Genomic DNA, 22,801 nt, shown 5'->3' on the forward strand with positions numbered 1-22,801 from the left:
GGCGATCGGAACAGGAGGGCGGCATGGTGGCCAGGCGCTGGGTGATGCTGGCTTTGGCATGGGCCGGGCTCTCCACCGTTCCGGCCGAAGCGGTGCCGCCGCCTACGCCGGGCGATATGGCGGGCTGCGCCACCTCCACCTTCGTTGTCGATGCGGCAGTCTGCGCCGATCCGGCACTGCGCGCGGCGGATGATCGGCTGCACGCGTTCCTCCGCTCCAAAGGCGCGCTGCTCGATCGGCCGCCGCCTTTCATCGAACCGCAGGCGCAATGGTTCGCGCGGCGCAATGCCTGTGCCCGCGCGCGCGATCAGCAGCCCTGCCTGCGCGATGCCTATGCCGAACGCATGGCGCTGCTCGACATGATGGAGGCCGCGCCTGCGCCAACGCGCACGCTCGGTTGCCCCAAGCCGCTGGCCGATACGGCGCAGGCGGCGGTCGGGCCGGGCCGGGTGGTGCTGATCGATGCCGGCGGGCAGGTCATCGCCGTCGCTCCGTCCGCCAGCCCGCGATCGTCGTGGCGGCCGTTCGTTCAGGCCGAACTGCGCGGGGCAGAGGTGCGTCTGCGGCGCGTCGATGGCGCGAGGCTGCGCTGTCGCTAGGTCGGATTGTCCTACAGCGGGCCTGTTGTAGTAGGTTGCTGTTGTCGGATTATCAGGGTGATGCGTCGGTTTGGGGCGGGTTGAGGATATGCGCTGGCAAGCCTCAACTTCCTCAACTTTGTAGGATTTGGCCGCCCTTATTTCCGGCCGAACAGCTTTTCGATGTCCGCATGGCCCAGCTTGATCCAGGTCGGCCGGCCATGGTTGCACTGGCCCGAATGGGGGGTGACCTCCATCTCGCGGAGCAGCGCGTTCATCTCGGCGACCGAAAGCACGCGGCCGGCACGGACCGATCCGTGGCAGGCCATGGTCGCAGCCACCGAATCGAGCCGTTCCTTCAGCGACAGCGCCTCGCCGAAGGCGGCGAGTTCGTCGGCAAGGTCGGTCACCAGCCCCTTGGCGTCGCTCTGGCCCAAAAGCGCCGGCACCCCGCGCACGAGCATCGCGTGGGGGCCGAATCGTTCCAGTTCCAGCCCCATTTCGGCCAGTTCGGGGATGCGGGCCTCCAGCCGGTCGCAGGCGGTTTCGTCCAGTTCCACCACTTCGGGCAGCAGCAGCGCCTGCCGCGCGACGCCACCATCGGCCATCGCCCGGCGCATGCGTTCCAGCACCAGCCGTTCATGCGCGGCATGCTGATCGACCAGCACCAGCCCGTCCGCTGATTCGGCGACGATATAGGTGGCGGCAACCTGGCCGCGCGCCACGCCCATCGGGAATTCCCTGGGCTCGGGTGGTGCGGCGAAGGCCGGTTCGGCGCGCGCCTGCGGCTGGATCGCGAAGCCGGGGGCGTGATCCCACACCGATCCCTGCACCGGGCGGGGCGGGGCGGCCCAGCCGGTCGGGGCGGGGAGGGATGGCGCGAGTGGCTCGCTCTGCCACGATCCCATCGCGGCGGGCGAGGCGGATTGCGCGCTGCGGTGGCCGGCAGCGTCGAGCGCCGCGCGCAAGCCGCCCACGATCAGCCCGCGCACAAGGCCCGGATCGCGGAACCGCACCTCGGTTTTCGCCGGGTGGACGTTCACGTCGACCTCGCTGCCGGGCAGGTCGATGAACAGCGCGACCACGGGATGCCGGTCGCGCGCCAGCATGTCCTGATAGGCCCCGCGCAGCGCACCGACGAGCAGCCGGTCCTTCACCGGCCGGCCGTTGACGAACAGATATTGATGATCGGCGACGCCGCGGTTGAAGGTCGGCAGGCCGGCGACGCCGCGCAAGGTCACCTCGCCGCGCACATAATCGATCGCGACGCTGTTTTCGGCGAGTGCCCGGTCGGTCAGCGCCGCCACCCGCTGCGCGCGGTCCTCGCCCGGCGGCACCGAAAGCGCGCGCCGGCCGTCATGTTCGACCGAAAAGCCGATATCGGGCCGCGCCATGGCAAGCCGGCGGATCGCATCCATGCAGGCGGCATATTCGGCGCGCGGCGATCGCAGGAATTTGCGTCGCGCGGGCACCCGATCGAACAGCCCTTCCATGCGGATGCGCGTGCCCGGCGGAATCGCGGCCGGCCCCTCGGTCACCACCGCGCCATTGTCCACCGTGCGCGCCCATCCGTCCGCGCCGCGCACCCGGCTTTCGATGGTAAGCTGCGAAACGCTGGCGATCGACGGCAGTGCCTCGCCACGAAAGCCCAGCGTCGCCACCGCCTCGATCGCATCGTCGGGCAATTTGGACGTGGCATGGCGTTCCAGCGCGAGGGCGATTTCGTCGCGGTCCATGCCGCAGCCGTCATCGGCCACCTCGATCCGGGCGAGGCCGCCATCGGATAAGTGGATGGCGATGCGGGAGGATCCGGCGTCGATCGCGTTCTCGACAAGTTCCTTCAACGCACTGGCCGGCCGTTCGACCACTTCGCCGGCCGCGATACGATTCACCAGATGCTCGGGCAGGCGGCGTATTGACATGGGGTGCGCTCTAGCCCAAGCGCGGGCATTCCGCGACCCGCATTTCCCTGTCACCCGGCATGTAAAGCGCGGTCGCTGCGCAGCTTCCACGGACGGGCCTACTGATGTCACTTACGCGATGGTTCAAGTTCATGTCTCACGACATGGCGATCGATCTCGGGACGGCCAATACGGTCGTTTATCTTCGGGGACGCGGGATCGTCCTCAACGAGCCGTCGGTCGTCGCGATCGAAACGACCAACGGTATCAAGAAGGTCCGCGCCGTCGGTGACGACGCCAAGCTGATGATGGGCAAGACGCCGGAGAGCATGGAAGCGATCCGCCCGATGCGCGACGGCGTGATCGCGGACATCGACGTCGCCGAACAGATGATCAAGCACTTCATCCACAAGGTGCACGGCAAGCGCCGTTTTCCGCGCTTCCCGGAAATCGTGATCTGCGTGCCTTCGGGCTCCACCAAGGTGGAACGCCGCGCGATCCGCGATGCCGCGTCGAACGCGGGCGCGAGCCAGGTGTGGCTGATCGAGGAGCCGATGGCCGCCGCGATCGGCGCCGACATGCCCGTGACCGAGCCGGTGGGTTCGATGGTCGTCGATATCGGCGGCGGCACCACCGAAGTCGCGGTGCTTTCGCTGCGCGGTCTTGCCTACACGACGTCGGTCCGCGTCGGTGGCGACAAGATGGACGAGGCGATCGCGTCCTATGTCCGTCGCAACCACAATCTGCTGATCGGCGAATCGACGGCGGAGCGGATCAAGAAGGAAATGGGCGTCGCCCGCATGCCGGCCGACGGCCGTGGCGAGACGATCCATATCAAGGGCCGCGACCTCGTGAACGGCGTGCCCAAGGAAATCACGATCACGCAGAGCCAGATTGCCGAGGCCCTGTCGGAGCCGGTGCAGGCGATCGTCGAAGGCGTTCGCATCGCGCTCGAGAATACGGCGCCGGAACTGGCCGCCGATATCGTCGATCAGGGCATCGTGCTGACCGGGGGCGGCGCGCTGCTCAACGGCATTGACGAGGTGATCCGCGAGGAAACCGGCCTGCCGGTCACCATCGCCGAGGATCCGCTGACCTGCGTTGCTCTCGGAACGGGCCGCGCGCTGGAGGATCCGGCGTTCCGCGGCGTGCTCCAGACCGCCTAAGCGGGGCGGTCGGCGATGGCGCCACCGCGCCTCAGGCGGCCGGGATTTTCGCGCCGTGCGCAATATGGCCTGTTCGCGGCCTATGTCGTCGCGGTGGCGGGGATCGTCGTCGCGCTGCTGCTGCTGGCGGCCGCGCGCTTCGACCCGCAGGGCTTTGCCGTCCTGCGCTCGGCCGCGACCGATCTGACCGCGCCGATCACCGGCGCCGCGCGTAGCGCGGTCGATGGGGTCGGTTCGGCGGGTGATGGCATTTCGGCTTATTGGCGCGCCGGCTCGCAAAATGCGGAACTGCGGCGCGAGCTGGAAGCGTCGCGCGCCAAGCTGGTCGAGGCCCGCGCGATCGACTTCGAAAATCGTCGGCTCAAGCGCCTGCTCGGCATCGTCGGCGACGGCCGCGAGACTGTGGCGGTGGTCCGTATCGTCGGATCGACGGCGAGCAGTTCGCGCCGGCTGGTGACGCTGAGCGCCGGGGGATCGTCGGGCGTCAAAACCGGGCAGCCGGTGCGCTCGGCCGAAGGGCTGATCGGTCGCGTCGTCGAATCCGGGCGGATTTCCGCGCGCGCATTGCTGATCACCGATGCCAGCAGCACCGTGCCGGTGCAGATCATCCGCAGCGGTGTCGCGGCGCTGGCGACGGGGCAGGGCAATGGCCGGATCGACCTGCGGCCGCTGATCGCGGGCGCGTCGCCCTTTCGCCGTGGCGATGTCGTGATGACGACCGGGGCGGGCGGTGTCTTTCCCGCCGGCATCCCGGTGGCCGTGGTGACCAAGGTCAGCCGCGACGGCGCCGAAGCGATGCCGCTGGCCGACCCCGCGAAGCTCGATTTCGCGGTCGTGCTCAAGCCCTTCCAGCCCGATCTGCCGCCTCCGCCGCCGGCCAATACGGCGCCATGACCAGCGGTCCGCGCCAGCGCGTCATCGGCCTCGACGATGTCGATCTGCTCCCGCGCCGCGCGCGCTGGGTGCCGATCGTCTCCGTCATGGCGGGTTCGCTGGTCACCCTGCTGCCGATCGTGGCGGACTGGCCGATGCTGCCGCCGATCGGCCTTTTACTGCTGCTCGCCTGGCGCCTGTTGCGGCCTGAAATGTGGCCGAGCTGGATCGCCTTGCCGCTGGGCCTGTTCGACGATCTGTTCAGCGGCCAGCCGATCGGATCGGCGATGGCGCTGTGGACAATCGTCTTCGTCGCCTTCGACATGATGGACAATCGGGCCGTGTGGCGCGATTACTGGATGGACTGGCTGGCGGCGGCGGCGGCGATCCTGTTTTGCCTGGGCGGCGGCGTTGGCTTGGTCGCGTTCACCACCGGCGGAGGAAATTTGCTGTCCATCGTGCCGCAGGCCGTTATCACCATCCTGCTTTTCCCGGCCGCGATGCGTTTGTGCGCGGCCCTTGATCGCTGGCGACTGGCCCGGTGAAACGCGGCCCCCGGATCGTCACCGAACAGCAGCAGCTTCTCACCTTTACCCGTCGGGCGATGGTGCTTGGCGGCGCGCAATTCGCGATGGGCACGGTGCTGGCCGGCCGGATGGCGTGGCTCTCCGTCGCGGAGAATGAACGCTATAAGCTGATGGCGGAGGACAACCGCGTCCAGCTGATCCTGATCCCGCCACGGCGCGGCTGGCTGATCGACCGCCAGGGCAAGCCGATGGCGATCAACCGCACCGATTTCCGCGTCGATATCATCCCCGATCAGCTGCAGGACGAGGAACGCGTCCTCGCCGAGCTGGGCCGCCTGCTGGCCCTGCCCGAGGAGGAGATGCAGCGGATTCGCGACGATCTGAAGGATGCCGCCGGCTTCCGCCCGGTGCCGGTGGCCGAGAAGATCGATTATGAACGCTTTGCGGCGGTCAGCGTCCGCCAGAGCGAGCTGCCGGGCGTCGCGCCCGCGCGCGGCTATACGCGCTATTATCCGGCCGGTGCCGCCGTCGGCCATCTGATCGGCTATGTCGGCGTCGCCTCGGCCAAGGATTATGAGAAGAACAAGGATCCCTTGCTGATCACGCCGGGCTTCAAGATCGGCAAGGAGGGGCTGGAAAAGACGATGGAGCCGGTGCTGCGCGGCAAGCCCGGCGCCAAGCGCAGCGAGGTGACCGCGCGCGGCAAGATCGTGCGCGATCTCGACACCCGGTCGGACGAGCCGGGTGGCACGCTGCGCCTGTCGGTGGATGCCGGGCTGCAGGCCTATGCCGCGCGGCGCATCGGCACCAACAGCGGATCGGTGGTGGTGATGGATTGTCACACCGGCGATCTGCTCTGCATGGCATCCATGCCGTCATACGATCCCAACAGCTTTTCCGACGGCATCGGCCATTCCGAATATGCGATGCTGCGCGCGAACGATCACCTGCCGCTGCTCAACAAGACGTTGCAGGGCCTGTATCCGCCGGGATCGACGGTAAAGCCCGCGGTGGCACTGGCGCTGCTGCGCGCCGGCATCACGCCCGAACAGTCGGTGGTCTGCACGGGGCGCTACCGCCTCGGCAATCGCTATTTCCACTGCCACAAGCGCGGCGGCCACGGCCATGTCGATATGCGGCGCGCCATCCACCAGAGTTGCGACGTTTATTTCTACCATTATTCGCAGCAGATCGGCATCGATGCGATCGCGACGATGATGCGCAATCTGGGGCTCGGGGCGGAATTCCCGCTGCCGGTCGCCTCGCAGCGTTACGGCACGGTGCCCGATACCGCGTGGAAGCAGCGTCGCTTCAAGACGGCCTGGGCGACCTATGACACGGTGAACGCGACGATCGGGCAGGGCTATATGCTGTCCAACCCGCTTCAGCTTGCGGTGATGTCGGCGCGGATCGCTTCGGGGCGGATGCTGATGCCGCGGTTGCTGGCGCGCAGCCCGCTCAAGGCCGGCGAGCCGCTGGATATCGATCCCGAACATCTCGAATTTATCCGCTCCGCGATGAGCGACGTGGTCAACGGGCCGGGCACCGCCGGCCGATCGCGCCTGCCGCTGGCCGATGTGCAGATGGCGGGGAAGACCGGCACGGCGCAGGTGCGCAACATCACGGCGGCGGAACGCGCGCGCGGCGGCAAGTTCGGCGGCGAAGGCGTGCCGTGGAAATATCGCGACCACGCATTGTTCATCGGCTTCGCCCCGGTCGAAAATCCGCGCTACGCAGCCGCCGTCGTCATCGAACATGGCATTGGTGGCTCGGCGGTCGCCGCGCCGATCGCCCGCGACGTGCTGACCTATCTCTACGATCCGGCCAAGGCGCTCGCCACGCTCGACAAGATGGAGGAGGGCTGGGGCGGCAATATCGAGACGCGGATGGCGCGCGAGGCGGCCGAGTGGGGCAATCGCGATAAGCCGGCGCCAGCGTCGGCGGAGGCCGCCGCGCCACCCGCGACGACCGCATCCGCGCCGGCGGCCAATGCCGCCGCGCCCGCTGGCAGGGCCGCCGCGTCCGCTGGCAATGCTGCTGCTGCCGGCAATGAACCGCTTGAGACCGACTGATGCGTGATCCCCTTGTTCCCGCGCCGCTGGCGACGCTGCCGTGGAAGCTGATCTTCACCGTGCTGGCGATCGGCGGCTTCGGCCTCATCGTGCTCTATTCGGCCGCCGGGGGCAGCCTGAAGCCCTGGGCGCTTTCGCAGGGCATCCGCTTTGGCGCCTTCCTGTTCGGCGCGATCCTGCTGTCGCGCGTGCGGGAGGAGCAGATCAAGGCGGCGGCCTTTCCGATCTATGGCATCATCCTGCTTGCGCTGGTCGCGGTCGAGATTTTCGGGTTCGTCGGCGGGGGCAGCCAGCGATGGCTGGATCTCGGCTTCATCCGCATCCAGCCGTCGGAGATGATGAAGCCGGCGATCGTGCTGGTGATGGCGCGATTCTATGATCTGCTGCCGTCGGGCGAAATCCGCCGGTTCAGCGCGATCTGGCCGGCGGCGGTGCTGATCGGCCTGCCGTTCCTGCTCGTGCTCGTCCAGCCGGACCTCGGCACCGCGACGATGATCCTGCTGGGCGGCGTTGTCGTCACCTTCCTCGCCGGGTTGCCGCTGCGCCTCTATATCGGGGCCGGCGCGCTGTTTCTTGCCGCACTGCCGGTGATCTTCTTCTCGCTCCACGATTATCAGCGCAACCGCGTGCTGATCTTCCTCGATCCCGAAATGGATCCGCTGGGCAAGGGCTATCATATCAGCCAGTCGAAGATCGCGATCGGATCGGGCGGCATCTTCGGCAAGGGCTTCCTCAATGGCACGCAAAGCCACCTCGATTATCTGCCTGAAGGCCACACCGATTTCGTGTTCGCCACGATGGCGGAGGAATGGGGTTTCGTCGGCGGCCTGTTCATTATCGCCGCCTTCCTGCTGGTGGTGAACTGGGCGATCCGGGTGTCGCTGCGCGCGCGCAGCCGCTTCGGCCGGCTGGCTGCGGCGGGCCTGTCGATGACGATCTTCTTCTATGTCGCGATCAACCTGTCGATGGTGATGGGCCTGGCGCCCGTCGTCGGCATCCCTCTGCCGCTCGTCTCCTTCGGCGGTTCGGCGGTGATGACGGTGATGATCTGCCTGGGCCTGCTGATGGCGATCGACCGCGCCGAAAAGGCCGGGCGATAAAAAGTTCGAAAAGGCGGTTTACATTCCTCTCCGGCCGATGCTAAGGGCGCGCCTCGCTTCGGGGTGATGAGCCCCACGGCATGGACGCATAGCTCAGTTGGTAGAGCAGCTGACTCTTAATCAGCGGGTCCTAGGTTCGAGCCCTAGTGCGTCCACCACTTTTTCCAAGCAAATGCAGTAACTTACTACACCCAGCGGTGGGTCTTACACGTCACCCGCGAGGATCGTGTAAGAGCAGTGTAAGAGCGCGCTGAGTGCGCCCTACCCCCGCCCCACGCACTGACTAAGCGCGTGCCGGTGGGGGTATGTAGGGATTTCGCGACGGTCGACCCCGGATACCCGGCAAAAATTACCGAGCGCAATTTTACTCGTTTTGCACTTCGGCTTCGATCTCTTGGCTATCTCACGCAGCCACGATTTGATACCTCGCTCCTGAGTAGAATCGGAACGGGGCAAGCGCGTCAATGGCAGGTGAGGTAGAATTCAAAGGCAAGGGTCAAGCACTCAGGTTAGGCATTCAGCAGGAGCTTGGCGGCGGGCCGCTGACGATATTCGGCGCCGCCGCTCAAAAGCACGACCTGTCCATCCGCGAGGTGACTGCCGGGGTTCTCGTTAAGCTAGCAGAGGAGTTCCCGAACCTCGAATTCCAGCTACGCACCTCCCTGAGCAAGCGGGAGATCAATGCCAAGCTTAGCGGGTTCGACCCTAGGCTTGGGCAGGCGCTGTTCGTCGAAAGCGCAAGCATCCGCCCTGACGGCGGGATCACCGAGGTCAAGGACCGAAACGGTAAGTGGCGTGTGGTGTTGGTCGGCGAGTCCAAGCACCAAGGGAATGACGTCGAGAAGATTCTCGCTGGCGTTCTCCAAGGCAAGAACAAAGACCAGGACTTTATGGCGGCGGGCAACGCAATTGAGCGTATGCACAAGAATGTTCTCGAACTTCGCAACTTCATGCTCGACGAGAAGCATTTCCCCTACGTCGTATTCCTGCAAGGCTCGAACTTCGCCACAGAATCTTTCGACGTTACCCGCCCAGACGGTCGTGTGGTTAGGGTCGTTCACGATTCCGGCCTGCTCAACCGCATCGATCGGTTGACTGCAAGCAGCCTGTCGCGCGAGATCAACCAGAACTACTGCGAGAACATTACCGTTCGTGCTGGCGAACATGACCACATGTTCCAGATCGCTTCGCTCTACTGTAAGGCGCATCCTTGGGAAGCTAAGGAAATGGCGGATCGCATGTTGGAGGTTGCGCGAACCTCGCTTCGCGTGCTCGCCAACGACTTAGATTTTGGGCAGAACGTGACATGAACACTCGACTTTCAGCGACCAGCTAGTGCATGTTCCCAAAATGACTACCACGAACTCGAAAGTGACAAACTGAATGGGAAATCGGTCGCACCGGAATGCGGGCCACCGGGCGATGAACGCGCTCAACAAGGCCGGGCAGAAGCACTCTTCGGACGCGCTCGTCGCAGCGGACTTGTCCGGACCTACGACCCACGTTTACGAGGTCGGTGACTGCCTCGACATATTGGCGAAGATTCCGAGTGGTTCGGTGCAGCTCATCGTCTGCGACCCGCCCTACAACATCTTGTTGGCCGATTGGGATGACCACGCCAACTACATAGCATGGGCGAAGGAGTGGCTCGCTGAGGCTGAGCGCGTATTGTCCCCCACTGGAAGCATCGCAATCTTCGGGGGCTTGCAATATCAGGGTGAGGCTGGGTCGGGCGACCTGCTCTCCATCATTTCCCATATGCGTGAGCACAGCAAGATGCTGCTGGCGAACCTCATCATCTGGAACTACCCGAACGGAATGAGCGCCCAACGGTTCTTCGCCAATCGGCATGAGGAGATCGCGTGGTTCGCTAAGACCAAAAAGTATTTCTTCGATCTGGATGCCGTGCGTGAGCCCTACGATGAGGCGACCAAGGCGGCCTACATGAAGGATAAACGCCTAAATCCCGAATCTGTGGAAAAGGGGCGCAACCCGACCAACGTCTGGCGCATAGGTCGCCTCAACGGCAACTCGCTTGAGCGCGTCGGCCACCCGACGCAGAAGCCAGCTGCTGTCATCGAACGGCTGGTTCGCGCGCTGTCATATCCCGGTTCCACGGTCCTCGACTTCTTCGCTGGCAGCGGCGTGACCGCTCGCGTGGCGATCCAAGAGGGCCGGAACAGTATCTGCACCGACGCCGACCCTGTCTTCCGCGACTACATGGCCAAGCAGGTAGACTTCCTTCGCGCAGAGGGGCTGCTGAACAGCGTTCGCCAATACGAGGTGATCGAAGGGATCGAAAATCTCGACGCCACTTACACCGGTCTTACAAACGCCGTAGCTGAGGCAGCAGAGTAAAACTATTTCAATAACTTAAGGGCGGCGAGCCTCAAATTGGACGTTAGATGCCGGGCATAGCAGCACCCCACGCCCGGAGGCGCAGGGTGCTGGCAGCGTCAGGCAGGAGAAGAACCTGTCCCCGCTACTGGCCCCGATGTTGATGACGGGGGTCGGTGGCCTTGACCCCGGCGCGGCAGGAGATGGAGAACCTCCGCGCTATCTCAAATTCTGCCATGTCCCGTCGCCCTCCCATGCCCGCAGCGCTGCGACGACCGCCACCATATCCCGCTGGTCCAGTGCCCCGCTCTGGATTCCGGGCAGCACCTCGCGTTCAACCCATGCGTCGAACGACCCGAACAGGAGCGTGAACGGGGACGGCCTCGGCTTCTCCGCTTCTTCTATCCGCTTGATGCGGCGTTGAAGAGCGCGGATGCTTGCCATTATGGTTATCGCAGTCCGAGATGGTAGCGAAGGTCATACGGAAGGTCTGGCGCACCGGGGCGAACCGATAGCGCGGGCATTGGCGCAGGGGCTGACTCAGGCTCGGCGGTGACCCCAGGTGCAGGCACGGCCACAGCGTCAGGGCGCAAACCCGCCATAATGGCATTGATGGCAGGCGCAGCGTCAAGAAGCGCTTCAAGCTCCAACCGCGCCAGTGCCGCGTCAATCGCCATCTGCTCGTGCATTGCTGCGAAATGCCGCGGTGCCAGCATAGCGCGAATCTCTGCCCACTGCTCCCGTTCAATACGGCGGCGCTCCGCCAGCGAAATGTCAGCTTTCATATGTCACCTTCAGTTGGCGCAGAATGTCATAGGCGTCGGCGCGCACCCGCCAGTCGTCGCAATCGCGCATCACCTCGCACATGCTTTGCACGATGCCGCGCCGCATCTCGCCGCGCTCCTGATCGGTCATGCGGGCGACCGCTTCACAGATGGGTAGGAAGCGACTTGGCTCGCGCATGTCACCGCCGTTGAGCGGCACGACATGGATGGGGTGCGCCATCACGTCCGCCATGCTGACAGCCCAATCCACCGCTGCCTGATATTCCGTGATGGGTTCGTATCGCAGGTGGCGGACTACCCGCGCCCCAGCTTCGTCATATCCCAAGAGCGAGATACGCACGAACACATCGTCGTCGCCAATGACATGGGCGTGGACGCGGTTCCGTTCGGTGTTGATGATCGTCATGCCGGTGCCCCTATGATGGGAGTTTCGGTGCTGCCGGTCGCATCCGGCCCCAAAGAACACTTTGTCCAAATAATTCCAATTTACGCTCGGGCATCGCGAGCCTCCTCAAGCGCCTCGATCCGAGCGGCCAGTTCCTCGGTCGCCCGCACATCGGAGAGGCGCGCCACGCTGTCGATAATGAGCCGGCCCACATCAGGAGCGATGGCACCGGCAGCGATCGCGTCCAGCACTTGAGCCACCTGCTCGCTGATTGGCGCATCGGTGTTGAGGTCGAATTGGACTTTCTCGGCCTGCGCCTTCACCGAGGGCAGCACCTTCGACAGCACAATGGACGCGGCGTTGGTATCGCCTTCCAGCGCCCGCCCCACGAGCATCGCAACGATATTGCGCATTTCGTCCAACGCCGCTTGTGTGGCCAGCAGCCGTTTATCAGGCACGCCCGCCGGTCGCCCCTTGGGGTTGGGCGAGGTGCAACCGGGCGTCCATGACGGATTGCCAGGGCCGCGCTTTTCTGCGGGGGGTGCAGGCTTCCAATCATTGCCCCAAGGGGGCTGAATTGCTGCTGTCATTGAACTACCCCGATTTGATTGGATCAAACGACGAACGACTTTTCAGCCGCCGCCTTTGCTGCGCGAAGTTTCTGCACTTTTGCTTGCTTCGCCCCGACCGCCTTTTCCATCTCGCCAAACACGAGACCGCCGCGCTCGCCGAGTAGTTCGAGGCCCGCCTTCGCCGCTCGCAATTGTTTGGCAGCCCGGGGATTGGCTTTCTCGTGATGCACGCGGAGAAGCGCCGTCTGCATTTCCGGGGTCAGACCGGACAGGTAGGCAGGCCCGCCAAGGCACGCGCCCACCGTTCGGTTGTCGCCAGCCTCAATCGCCTTGCGGATGAAACCCATGCGCTCGCCATCGCTCATGCCGCGCACGAAAGCCCGAATCTCGCCAGCCATCGCGCCAACGCCCTGCCCCTCGATTGGCTGGGACAGTTCAGCCTCAAGCCCCTCAATCACACGAGACAGGCCAGCGGTGGCGCTGTCGAAGCGCTTGGCAAGCTGCAAGGTCAGCTTGTCGGCAAAATCCGCTGTGTGAATGAGCGCGGCAGCTTCGTTCCATGCAGGGTTCGTCTTGGACGCGGCGCTGGCGTCATGAACGCGCCCGACCGCAATATACGCCTCAGTGAACGCGGAAACGGTCCCGGCAAGAATGCTTGAGGTATCGTCGTCGTATTCCGCAATCGCCTGCACCGTCTCAGGATGAAAAGACGGGGTGACGCGGGTGTCAATATTATCGGACATGATGGGCTACACTTTCTGATGAAAGATACACTGCCCTTACACGTTAGCTATTCTCGCTGTAGTTCCGCAATATGTTCACAACAATAACAAATGGTTCCATAGTTAAAGAGTTCTTGGAACGCCTTACTGCACATTTGAGGCACGGTGATTTGTGCGTGATGACCACGCTGACGCGGCACGCTATGCGCCCTGTTTTATCCTAAGGGGGTAATACTGGCCTGACCGACGACGTTTCTTGCCGAACAGCGATCCCATCATCTTACCCCAAGCGGTTTCGGTTGCCAGCTCCTCTTTTGCCAGCCGCTTGTCAGATCGGTTCGTGCCATATTTCTGGGCGTGGCGCAGGTAGCTTTCGTAGAGCAGTGCGGCGCGGGTCCATTCGCGCGGCTCCGCAGCCGTTTCGGTGCAGCGGCGAACCCAATCATCAAATGCATCGCTGCGCAGCACGGCGCTATATTCAGCCACCTTCCTGCGAGCAGCCTTGAGCTTCTTAAGGTTCGCCGTGTCGGGCTTCTTCGGTTTGAGCCGTTCAGAAGGCTCGCCCCACGGCGGCAGTGCGGTTTGAGCCGTTTCCGTGATTGCTTCCATCGCCGCCCGAAAGTCCGGGTCCGCCATGCGCGCCTCATATTCGGCCAAGCGCTGCTCGTATGCTGCACGAGTTACGGCGTCTATGCCATCCCAGCAAGGTTCTTCCGGTTTCTTCGGACGCGGGTTCAAGGCAAGCGAGCCGGGCTTCGGCTTGGCACGCGGAGGCAAGAAGAATTCGGGTTCTTTGTCGCTCATGACGCGATGTATGGTGCGTATAGTTTAATGAGGCGTTTCGACCCTTAAAACTATACACACTATACATCATTGTTCCTGCATGACCACGCTGGCATAGGCAGCGCACCAAACTAACAGTTACCCGCCCCGATTAAGCGAACTGAATTGCCTTTTGATGGTGCGCTGCCCCTAAGGGGTATAGCTTGCAGCGCAGCTAACGCGCTGCTGCGCACCCCTATCCCTTGGTGCGCACCGCGCAGCAAAGCGCACCAACAGCGCACCAAAACACCAAACTAGTTCGGTCGGTCGATTGGACGCAGGAATGTCCGTGCGCCACCCCTGCCTGTGGTCACTGCCTCACTGACAAGCCGCCCGTCCGTCATCAGCCGTTCAATGGCACTGCGCAACGCTTGACGCGGCATCAGTTTCAGTTCCGCCAATGTCCTACCCGTGTGCTTGTTGCCCTTCAGAAACTCCTCCCTCAAAAACTGGTCAACCTTATCGGCGTATTGGCGGGTGATCGCTCCCGCGCCTTCGGTGGGATCAACGGCGGCAATACGCTCGAACCCATATCCCCTCCGCTTGATGTAAATGTCCGGCTGTGGTGGGCACCATGTCATCTTCGGACGCGCCAGCACGAAACCGCTGTCGTCAGGGCCAAGACTATCGCCGGTCGCCTGCGTCCACTCTGCCGGGGTGAGGCGCTGTAGCACATGCACCATGCGGGCACCGTCAGCGAGCGCGCTCCCGCCGCGTCCGCTATACTGGTCGGTCGTCTTGTCGCGGGCGTTGGCCTTGCCGGTGTGGTGAACATAGAGGACGGCGCATTGCACGGTGTTCACAATCCGCCGCGCTGCATCAATCATGGCCTGCTCGGCATCGTTGATGCGGCTTTCGCCCACCCCGAATGACACCATCGGGTCAACGATGAGCAGCGATGGGCAGAGCAACCCTACCTCAACGATCAGTCTGTCCAGCACCTTGCTGGGCATCACCACGTCCTTCTCAACCGTGGTCAGCTTGATTCCCTTGCCCGAGACGTCTGTGATGATGACGCTCTCGCGCACCTCCTGCATCTGCTCGTCGGTCAATCCAAGCTGGTGGCACATATAGCGCAGGCGGGCGACCAGCGTTTCGCGACTGTCCTCTGCCGTAATAATGACGACAGGGCCTGCGTTGCGAACTTCGTAGCCGAATAGGTCCAACCCCAACACAATGCAGATGGCTTGGAACAGGAGCAGTGTGGTCTTTCCCGTGCCGCCGGGAGCGATGAAAACTCCCACATCGACATAGAACCACTGGTCAACAATTGGGCGCTTCCTACCCTTGGCGCTGTGCCATTCGTCACGCGAAATAGGACCGTCCAGCTTAAGGGGGTTCACCTTTTCCGAGCGGCGCTCCATCTCATCAAGGAAGGTGGCAGCAACCGTCGCGACAAAGCCGTCTGTGGAAACAGCTACATCTTGATGTCGCGGCGCACCCATCGCGGCAAGAGCTTGGTCCAGCCAGTTTGGGCCGTCTTCCGGGTCAACCATGACGCGCCTCCCGCCGGTGGGGGCAATGGGGGATTTTGGGCGCGCCCGTATCCATCGGGTCTTTTTTGAACCGAAGTGCACTTTTACCGAAAAGGTGCCGGGGTTGCGGACCTTCGGCGTGGCCCTGTAAATTGTGCATGTCGCTGGTCTTTCGACGAGGATTGGGGACTTTCGGATGAGGCGGTCGGGTGTTTCGGGGCATCCGGCCGCTTTTCGCGGCTGGTGCCTTACGCATCGCCTGGGTGGCTCACGGTCGCAGCGCTGGTGGATGCAAATGTGCGCGCAGCCTTCCACGCCTCAATCTCGGCGGGGTCATAGACAACGCGGTCGCGCGGCGAACTGCCCAGCTTGATGAAGCGCGGCCCCTTGCCCTTGCATCGCCAGATTTTCAGGGTGACGGGTGAAATGCCCAGCGCCGCCGCAGCGGCTTCATTGTTGAGAAGCGTGGTCACTCATCGGCTCCATCCGCTGTAACCAAGCGTCAGGGTGAACGCTCCACCATGGAGCCGATAGGATTACCGAGCCACCCGCCAGTATCGGAGCAGCACAGTGCCCCTAGTATAAGCAAGTATTTGGGAAAGTGTTTGATAATCTGCGCAGTTCTAGCAACTTTTTACTGGCGGTGGCTGGCTGCGCATTGATGTAGGGTGTGTATGGTTTGAGGGTCCGCCGAGATGTGTAGAACTATACACACTATACATCAAATGCCGGGGGCATCGCTCGGCAAGCCGCGCCGAATTTTTTCGATCTCTAAGCCGGGGTCGGGCGATTATGAGAGGGTGGCCTGATTGACCGATTTTGCCCGAACGGTGCGATTTTGGCTGGCGGGACCGACCTTCGCTGCGGGGCCTGCACAGGGGCGATCGCCGTGCTGCCGCCCCTTACCCGGCGGCGCGCTGCTGTCGCCCCTGCTACCCCGGCGCAGCCGCGAAACGCGCTGCATCACGCGGTGCGATGCAGGGGAACCACATTCTTAGCAGCGGCAACCGCCGCCTGCTGCTCGATCCAGTCGCCGATTTGCTGTGCTTCCGGGTGGAGCCAAGTCAGGTTGGTGAGATCGAGGTAGTTAGTGGCGGTCACGTCCTCCTTGCTGGGCTTGTGGCCCGTGAGCAGGTCGGTCCTGAACTTCTCAACGCGGCATTCGCGCATGGCGATGTTCGAGAACGTGCGCCGCAGGTCGTGGAGCGACAGGTGCTTCCCCGCCACCTTACTCACCGTCTCCATCGCACCGCGAGCATCCATAATGCGCCCCGCCTTTGACCACGAGGGGAACACGAACTTGCTTGGCTCCGGGTCGTCCTTATTCACCTTGGGCTTGGGCATCCGCAGCTTGAGCAGCGTCACAGCCTGCGACGACAACGGGAGCCAGATGGGCGTGCCGCGTTTCCGCTCGGTCAGGTGCCAGCGGCAATCGGACGGGTTGTGGTCATCAATATGCACCCGGTCCCACGTCAGCGCGGCAGCTTCATCACGACGAGCGCCAGTGAGCAGAAGGAAGATAGTGAGGTCGATGCCCGCAAGCGCATCCCGGCTGCGCGGGTCCGCCCGCTCCTCTTGCAGCTTGTTCCAAACCTCGCCCACCTTCCGCTTGTCGATATAGCGTTCGGTGCGGTCCCCCGTGGGCGCCCAGTGATGCTTGAGCGCGCCAACAGGGTTGTGCGCGATCAGCGGTTCACCGTCAGGGCGGCGGTATTCGTCCATCGCAAAGTTGATCAGGATACGGAGCGTGACGAACGCGGCGTTGGCGCTGGCGGGCGCAGCCTTCTTCCCTTCCAGCCCATTTTCAACAATTTCCCGGTGGCGCTCCTGAACCATGTCGCGGGTGATGCTGGTGATGGGCTTGTCCTTCCACGCGGCAAACACCTTCTCGACGTGCCGCTTGTATTCCGCTGCTGTGCTGGGCTTCAGTTTGCCGGGACGCGACGTATATGCCTCCATGACGGCACCGAGCGAAACCCGCATTGCCTCGTCTTGCTTCTTCACGTCGCGCGGGTCGATTCCGTCCTCGAACTGGTGCTTGTATTGCTCCGCGCGGCGGCGAGCGTCATCGACCGTCCACGCGCCGTAGCTGCCGATGGTGATCCGCGCCTCTTTGGCTTGCCCCGCAATCGTGCCCTGCACGATGAAGCTGGCAGCGCCTGAGGCAGTGACACGCAGGCCGAACCCCTTCGTCTCGGTGTCAACGTAGATGATGGTTCCGGCACCGGGCTTCCGCACCCGGTCGATATTCGTCTTCGTGAGCTTCATTTTTGGCATGGCAAGCCTCGTGTAAGACCAGTGTAAGAGCGCAGCACATACTTACGCTAACTTGCACATACCGTCCACGGGCTAAAATGTGTTTAATATCAAGATACTTACATACCTTCGCATACCAACACAAACTTGCTTATACCTCGTATAATTCAAACTCTTAATCAGCGGGTCCTAGGTTCGAGCCCTAGTGCGTCCACCATCCTTCAATGCCCAGCGTCAATTCCGGCGCCGCTAGCTGGCCCTCAGCAGAGGCTTGCAATCACCCGATAGACACGGATCGTTCGGCTAGGCCGCGCCCTTGGCTGTTCGAGGCGCGACTGGGCTTTCGCAGCGGCGCACAGCGGTGCCCGTCGACAGCCGCCACTGCCACCGATTGCCTCATAGGGGCGAGAGCAGCGCACTGGCGCGGCGGTCATCGACAGTCCGTCGGGTAAGGTGCGAGGTTGCGATCTCGCGGCCGCCACGCGGCCTGCGCGGTGGTTCTAGCCCAGTAGGGAATCGAGCATCATTGCCGGTTCGGGCTCCGCGTCGAAGCGGGTCCAGCCGCCTGATCCCAGCCGTTCCATCGGCTGGAAGCGCGTCTTATACTGCATCCGCGCCGATCCCTTCACCCAATAGCCCAGATAGACGAAGGGCAGGCCGGATTTGGCGGCGCGGGTGATGTGATCGAGGATGATGTAGGTGCCAAGGCTGGGGCGATCGGCCAGATCGGCATCGAAGAAGCTGTAGATCATCGACAGCCCATCGGCCTGATAGTCGCTGAGGCATGCGCCGACGAGCTTGCCGGCAGGATCGCGATATTCGATGACATAGGTGTTGACCGGGGTCTGTTCGACCATGTCGGCGAAATCGAGATCGTCCATCTCGGCCATGCCGCCGCCCGGATGGCGGGCGGAAAGATAGCGGCGCAGCAGATCGAACTGTTCTTCGGTCGTCCAGGGCTTGCACGCGGTGACCGACAGATCGGCATTGCGGCGGATCAGCTTGCGCTGGCTGGCATTGGGCTTGAACTCGGTCGCGACGACTCGCACCGAGACGCAGGCCGAGCAATCGGCGCAGCTTGGCCGATAGGCGACGTTCTGGCTGCGGCGGAAGCCGATGCGGCCCAGCGCGTCGTTAAGCTCGGTGGCATGTGGCCCCGAAAGCTCGGTAAACACCTTCCGTTCCGTCTTGCCCGGCAGATACGGGCAGGGGGACGGTGTCGTGACGAAGAAGCGCGGGAAACGGAATGGTGCGCTCACGGCCTGGCCAAGTCCCCTGGGGTTCCCACCATGGGCGACCCCGTTTGGCCGAGTATGCAATTAGCCCGAAAATATGAAAAGGGCGTTCACCATGAAAAGAGGGTTAAGGGCCGCGATGCTTGCCCGCAGCCCTTGACTCCTCAGGCCAGTTCGACCGGCGTCACCTCATATCCGGCGGCCGTCAGCGCGGCCACGAGTCGCTCCAGATGCGCCTTGTCGCGCGTCTCGCATTCGACATCCAGGCTGAGGCCCTTGGCCGGCAGGTTGGTGAAGATGCGCTGGTGCGCCAGCTCCAGAATGTTCACCGCTTCCTGATCGAAGATGCGTGCGACATGGAACAGGGCGCCCGGCCGATCCTGCAGGCGGATGCGCAGGCGGGCGAGCCGGCCCGACCGGGCGAGATCGCGCAGCAGCACGTTGGCGAGCAGGCGCGTGTCGATATTGCCGCCGGTGAGGACGAGGCCGACGGTGCGGCCGGCAAAGCGGGCGGGATTCGAAATCAGGGCGGCAAGCCCGGCCGCGCCGGCGCCTTCCACCACCGTCTTTTCGATCTGGAGGAGGAGCGACAGCGCCTTTTCGAGATCGCGTTCGGACACCAGCACCATATCGTCGACGATCTCGCGGATGATCGCCGAGGTCACCGACCCCGGTTCCTTCACCGCGATGCCTTCGGCCAGCGTGTCGCCGCCGATCGGCAGGTCCGCGCCGTTGATCCGGTTGTACATGGACGGGAAGAGTTCGGCCTGCACGCCGACCACTTCGATCGGGGTGGCCTGCGCCTTGGCGACGACCGCGCAGCCCGAAATCAGGCCGCCGCCGCCGATCGGCACCGCCAGCGTGTCGATATCCGGCGCGTCGGCCAGCATTTCCAGCGCCACCGTGCCCTGACCGGCGATGATCGCGGGATCATCGAACGGATGGACGAAGGTGAGCCCGCGTTCCTCCGCCACGACCAGCGCCTGCGCATAGGCATCGTCGAAACGTTCGCCCGAAAGGATCACGGTCGCGCCATGACCCTCGGTCTGCGACACCTTCACCGTCGGCGTCGATTTGGGCATCACGATGGTGACGGGGATGCCCAGCCGCGCGCCATGATAGGCAAGGCCCTGCGCATGGTTGCCGGCGGAGGCCGCGATCACGCCGCGCGACCGCGCCGCATCGTCGAGCTGGAGCAGCTTGTTGAGCGCGCCGCGTTCCTTGTAGGCGGCCGTGAACTGCAGGTTTTCGAACTTCAGATAGACCTTCGCCCCGGTCAGGGCGGACAGCGTCTTGCTCAGCAGCGTCGGCGTCCGCACGATGCTCGGCCCGATCCGCATGTGCGCCGCCTCGACATCAGCGATGGAGACGGGGAGCGGGGCGGGGGTCTTTGCTGCGGTAGCCATGATCGCGCGGCTCTAGCCCATCTGGCGGATCGGCGAAACCATGGTTATGCCGTGGCCATGGCAAAGGTAACTTTCATCGGCCTCGGCGTCATGGGCCGCGCGATCGCCCGTCATCTCCTCAATGCGGGGCATGACGTGACCGTTTACAACCGCACCGCCAGCAAGGCGGAGGCGTGGGTCGCCGCTTATGGCGGGCGTTCCGCCGCCACTCCGGCGGCGGCGGCGGAGGATGCCGATGCGGTGTTCACCTGCGTCGGCGCCGATCCCGATCTGGAAGCGGTGACGCTGCGCGGTGACGGCTGTTTCCGCACGATGAAGAAGGGCGCGCTGTTCGTCGATCACACCACCGCTTCGGCGCGGATCGCGCGGCAGCTTGCGGTCGAAGGCAAGGATCGCGGCTTCCTCGTCGTCGACGGCCCGGTTTCGGGCGGGCAGGCGGGTGCCGAAGCGGGCAAGCTTTCGGTGATGTGCGGGGGATCGGAAAAGGCGATTGCCGCCGCCGAGCCGCTGATGAAGGCCTATGCCGCGCGGATCGTCCATGTCGGCGGGCCGGGGGCGGGCCAGCAGACCAAGATGGTCAACCAGATCTGCATCGCCGGCACGATGCAGGCGATTGCCGAGGCGATGGGGTTCGCGCAGGCGGCCGAGCTTGATCTCGACAAGGTGTTCGAGGCGGTTTCGGCCGGCGCCGCGTCGAGCTGGTATTTTGTCAATCGCTGGAAAAGCATGGCAGCCGAACAGTTTGACGAAGGCTTTGCGGTGGACTGGATGCGCAAGGATCTCGGCCTCGCGCTTGAAGAGGCGCGGGCCAACGGCTCCTCGCTGCCCGCCGCCGCGCTGATCGATCAATTCTATGCCGAGGTGCAGGCGATGGGCGCGGGCCGGCAGGATCTGTCGGCGCTGGTGCGGCGCATCAAGCGGTGATCGCGCGGCGGGTGCGCCTGTTGGGCGCGGGGGCAGCGGCGGCCTTGTTCGCCACGGCGGCGCTGGCCGATGGGCTGGTCGACAATGTCAACGGCTATACGGTCGGCAAAGACGGCGAGGTCGAACGCTTCACCGGCCTGCTGATCGACGGCGAGGGCAAGGTCGTCCGCACGCTGGCGGGCAAGGACAAGCGACCGGAAAAACTCGATTTCCGGCTTGATGGCCAGGGCCGCACGATGATCCCCGGGCTGATCGACGGCCATGGCCATGTCATGGGCCTCGGCTTCAATGCGCTTCAGCTCGATCTGTCGGACACGCGATCGCTGGCCGAGGCGCAGGACAAGATCCGCCAGTGGGCGCGCGACAATCCCAACCAGCGCTGGGTGATCGGCCGGGGCTGGAATCAGGAACGCTGGGGGCTGGCGCGCTTTCCCACCGCCGCCGATCTGGACGCCGCCGTGGCCGACCGGCCGGTTTGGCTGATGCGGGTGGATGGCCATGCCGGCGTCGCCAACAGCGCCGCGCTGGCGCTCGCCGGCATCAACGCCAAGGCGGTGGCACCCGCCGGCGGGCGGATCGAAATGGCGGGCGGCAAGCCGACCGGCCTGTTTGTCGATGCCGCCATGGCGCTGATCGACAAGGCGGTGCCGCCGCCACAGGCGATCGAGCGCGATCTCGCTTTCGCCAAGGCGCAGGACATGCTGATCGCCGAAGGCATCACGGCGGTGGCCGATATGGGCACCACGGCGGATGACTGGGCGGTGATGCGCCGCGCCGGCGATATGGGCCGCCTGCGCGTGCGGGTGATTTCCTATGCTTATGGCATCGCGCCGCTGATCTCGATCGCGGGCACCGGGCCGACGCCATGGCTCTATAACGGGCGCCTGCGCATGGTTGGCGTCAAGCTGATCGACGATGGCGCGCTGGGATCGCGCGGGGCGTGGCTGAAGGCCGATTATGCCGATGCGCCGGGCCAGCGCGGGCTGGCGCTGCTCGACGATGCCAAGCTCAAGAATCTCGGCAGCCGCGCGGCGATGGATGGCTTTCAGGTCGCGATCCACGCGATCGGCGATGCCGCCAACGCGCAGGCGCTGGATGCGATCGGGGAACTGGCCGGCACCTATAAGGGCGATCGGCGCTGGCGGATCGAACATGCCCAGATCGTCGATCCGGCCGATCTGCCGCGCTTTGGCCAGCACGGCATCATCGCGTCGATGCAACCCGTGCACCAGACATCGGACCGGCTGATGGCCGAAGCGCGGCTTGGCCCGGCGCGGCTGGCGGGCGCCTATGCCTGGGGATCGATGCTCAAGGCCGGCGCGAAGCTCGCCTTCGGTTCTGACTTTCCGGTCGAAAGCCCCGATCCGTTCGCGGGCCTTGCCGCGGCCATCAGCCGCGAGGATCCGTCGGGCCAGCCGCCCGGCGGCTGGATGCCGGAACAGAAGCTGACGACACCGCAGGCGCTGGCCGCCTTCACCCGCGATGCCGCTTTCGCCGGTTTCGCGGAGGACCGGATCGGCAGCCTCGAATCGGGCCGCTATGCCGATTTCCTGCTGCTCGACCGCGACATCATGGCCGCATCCCCGGCCGAGGTGCGCGCCACGCGCGTCATGGAAACCTGGATCGGCGGCAAAAGGGTGTGGGTGCGCAAGTAACCAGGGAAAG

21 protein-coding genes and 1 tRNA gene are annotated in these 22,801 nt (G+C 64.2%); 11 read left to right on the top strand and 11 right to left on the bottom strand.

What is annotated here, in order from left to right:
• Nucleotides 1-23: 23 nt before the first annotated feature.
• Nucleotides 24-599 carry a hypothetical protein gene (locus tag CHB74_RS08525; protein ID WP_245842750.1) on the top strand — a complete coding sequence of 192 codons (576 nt, stop codon included), beginning with the start codon at nt 24-26 and terminating at the stop codon, nt 597-599.
• A gap of 137 nt (nt 600-736) precedes the next feature.
• On the opposite strand, the gene mutL is transcribed toward CHB74_RS08525, so the two are convergent.
• A complete protein-coding gene (gene mutL / locus CHB74_RS08530; RefSeq protein ID WP_089219205.1) occupies nt 737-2,500 on the bottom strand; it encodes a DNA mismatch repair endonuclease MutL in 1,764 nt (587 codons plus the stop codon).
• A 104-nt stretch (nt 2,501-2,604) separates the two neighbouring features.
• Here mutL and CHB74_RS08535 point away from each other — a divergent pair, with 104 nt between their 5' ends.
• From CHB74_RS08535 to CHB74_RS08570, 8 genes are all read left to right on the top strand, one after another.
• The gene (locus CHB74_RS08535) at nt 2,605-3,645 is read left to right on the top strand and encodes a rod shape-determining protein (RefSeq protein ID WP_089219206.1); all 1,041 of its coding nucleotides are present in this window, start codon (nt 2,605-2,607) and stop codon (nt 3,643-3,645) included.
• A gap of 15 nt (nt 3,646-3,660) precedes the next feature.
• Nucleotides 3,661-4,539, top strand: coding sequence for a rod shape-determining protein MreC (gene mreC, locus CHB74_RS08540; RefSeq protein ID WP_089219207.1), 879 nt, complete (start codon nt 3,661-3,663; stop codon nt 4,537-4,539).
• Nucleotides 4,536-5,063 (top strand): rod shape-determining protein MreD, encoded by a 528-nt coding sequence (locus CHB74_RS08545; RefSeq protein WP_245842753.1) that lies wholly within the window; start codon nt 4,536-4,538, stop codon nt 5,061-5,063. Before mreC ends, CHB74_RS08545 begins: the two co-directional genes overlap by 4 nt.
• A complete protein-coding gene (gene mrdA, locus CHB74_RS08550; RefSeq protein WP_089219208.1) occupies nt 5,060-7,117 on the top strand; it encodes a penicillin-binding protein 2 in 2,058 nt (685 codons plus the stop codon). Before CHB74_RS08545 ends, mrdA begins: the two co-directional genes overlap by 4 nt.
• On the top strand, nt 7,117-8,217 hold the full coding sequence (gene rodA / locus CHB74_RS08555; protein WP_089219209.1) for a rod shape-determining protein RodA: 1,101 nt from the start codon (nt 7,117-7,119) through the stop codon (nt 8,215-8,217). Before mrdA ends, rodA begins: the two co-directional genes overlap by 1 nt.
• A gap of 82 nt (nt 8,218-8,299) precedes the next feature.
• Nucleotides 8,300-8,375: transfer RNA gene (locus CHB74_RS08560), tRNA-Lys, on the top strand.
• 306 nt (nt 8,376-8,681) lie between these two features.
• A complete protein-coding gene (locus CHB74_RS08565) occupies nt 8,682-9,527 on the top strand; it encodes an EcoRI family type II restriction endonuclease (protein ID WP_089219210.1) in 846 nt (281 codons plus the stop codon).
• Nucleotides 9,528-9,639: 112 nt separating this feature from the next.
• Entirely contained in the window at nt 9,640-10,575 is a 936-nt protein-coding gene (locus CHB74_RS08570) for a DNA-methyltransferase (protein ID WP_218821409.1), read from the top strand.
• 198 nt (nt 10,576-10,773) lie between these two features.
• Here the strand turns inward: CHB74_RS08570 and CHB74_RS08575 are convergent, their stop codons facing one another.
• The 10 genes from CHB74_RS08575 to CHB74_RS08625 form a co-directional block, all read right to left on the bottom strand.
• A complete protein-coding gene (locus CHB74_RS08575) occupies nt 10,774-10,998 on the bottom strand; it encodes a hypothetical protein (RefSeq protein WP_089219212.1) in 225 nt (74 codons plus the stop codon).
• Nucleotides 10,999-11,328: 330 nt separating this feature from the next.
• Complete coding sequence (locus CHB74_RS08585; RefSeq protein ID WP_089219214.1) at nt 11,329-11,745, bottom strand: hypothetical protein; 417 nt, start codon at nt 11,743-11,745, stop codon at nt 11,329-11,331.
• Between the two features lie 80 nt (nt 11,746-11,825).
• Entirely contained in the window at nt 11,826-12,182 is a 357-nt protein-coding gene (locus tag CHB74_RS08590; RefSeq protein WP_245842755.1) for a hypothetical protein, read from the bottom strand.
• A 155-nt stretch (nt 12,183-12,337) separates the two neighbouring features.
• Nucleotides 12,338-13,039, bottom strand: a complete 702-nt coding sequence (locus tag CHB74_RS08595) for a hypothetical protein (protein WP_089219216.1) — start codon at nt 13,037-13,039, stop codon at nt 12,338-12,340.
• Between the two features lie 180 nt (nt 13,040-13,219).
• Nucleotides 13,220-13,822 (bottom strand): hypothetical protein, encoded by a 603-nt coding sequence (locus CHB74_RS08600; protein WP_089219217.1) that lies wholly within the window; start codon nt 13,820-13,822, stop codon nt 13,220-13,222.
• 272 nt (nt 13,823-14,094) lie between these two features.
• Nucleotides 14,095-15,336, bottom strand: coding sequence for an AAA family ATPase (locus CHB74_RS08605; protein ID WP_089219218.1), 1,242 nt, complete (start codon nt 15,334-15,336; stop codon nt 14,095-14,097).
• 227 nt (nt 15,337-15,563) lie between these two features.
• Complete coding sequence (locus tag CHB74_RS08610; RefSeq protein WP_089219219.1) at nt 15,564-15,788, bottom strand: helix-turn-helix transcriptional regulator; 225 nt, start codon at nt 15,786-15,788, stop codon at nt 15,564-15,566.
• Between the two features lie 490 nt (nt 15,789-16,278).
• Nucleotides 16,279-17,583, bottom strand: coding sequence for a tyrosine-type recombinase/integrase (locus CHB74_RS08615; protein ID WP_245842756.1), 1,305 nt, complete (start codon nt 17,581-17,583; stop codon nt 16,279-16,281).
• Nucleotides 17,584-18,071: 488 nt separating this feature from the next.
• Nucleotides 18,072-18,830, bottom strand: a complete 759-nt coding sequence (locus tag CHB74_RS08620; RefSeq protein WP_089219221.1) for an arginyltransferase — start codon at nt 18,828-18,830, stop codon at nt 18,072-18,074.
• Nucleotides 18,831-18,970: 140 nt separating this feature from the next.
• A complete protein-coding gene (locus CHB74_RS08625) occupies nt 18,971-20,212 on the bottom strand; it encodes a threonine ammonia-lyase (protein WP_089219222.1) in 1,242 nt (413 codons plus the stop codon).
• Here CHB74_RS08625 and CHB74_RS08630 point away from each other — a divergent pair.
• Nucleotides 20,147-21,136: an NAD(P)-dependent oxidoreductase gene (locus CHB74_RS08630; protein WP_281253531.1), complete on the top strand. Its 990-nt coding sequence runs from the start codon at nt 20,147-20,149 to the stop codon at nt 21,134-21,136. The two genes, CHB74_RS08625 and CHB74_RS08630, sit on opposite strands and share 66 nt — an antisense overlap.
• Nucleotides 21,136-22,791 (top strand): amidohydrolase, encoded by a 1,656-nt coding sequence (locus tag CHB74_RS08635; RefSeq protein WP_179220775.1) that lies wholly within the window; start codon nt 21,136-21,138, stop codon nt 22,789-22,791. Before CHB74_RS08630 ends, CHB74_RS08635 begins: the two co-directional genes overlap by 1 nt.
• Nucleotides 22,792-22,801: the final 10 nt, after the last annotated feature.

The organism is Edaphosphingomonas laterariae (assembly GCF_900188165.1).
Taxonomy (GTDB): domain Bacteria; phylum Pseudomonadota; class Alphaproteobacteria; order Sphingomonadales; family Sphingomonadaceae; genus Sphingomonas_E; species Sphingomonas_E laterariae.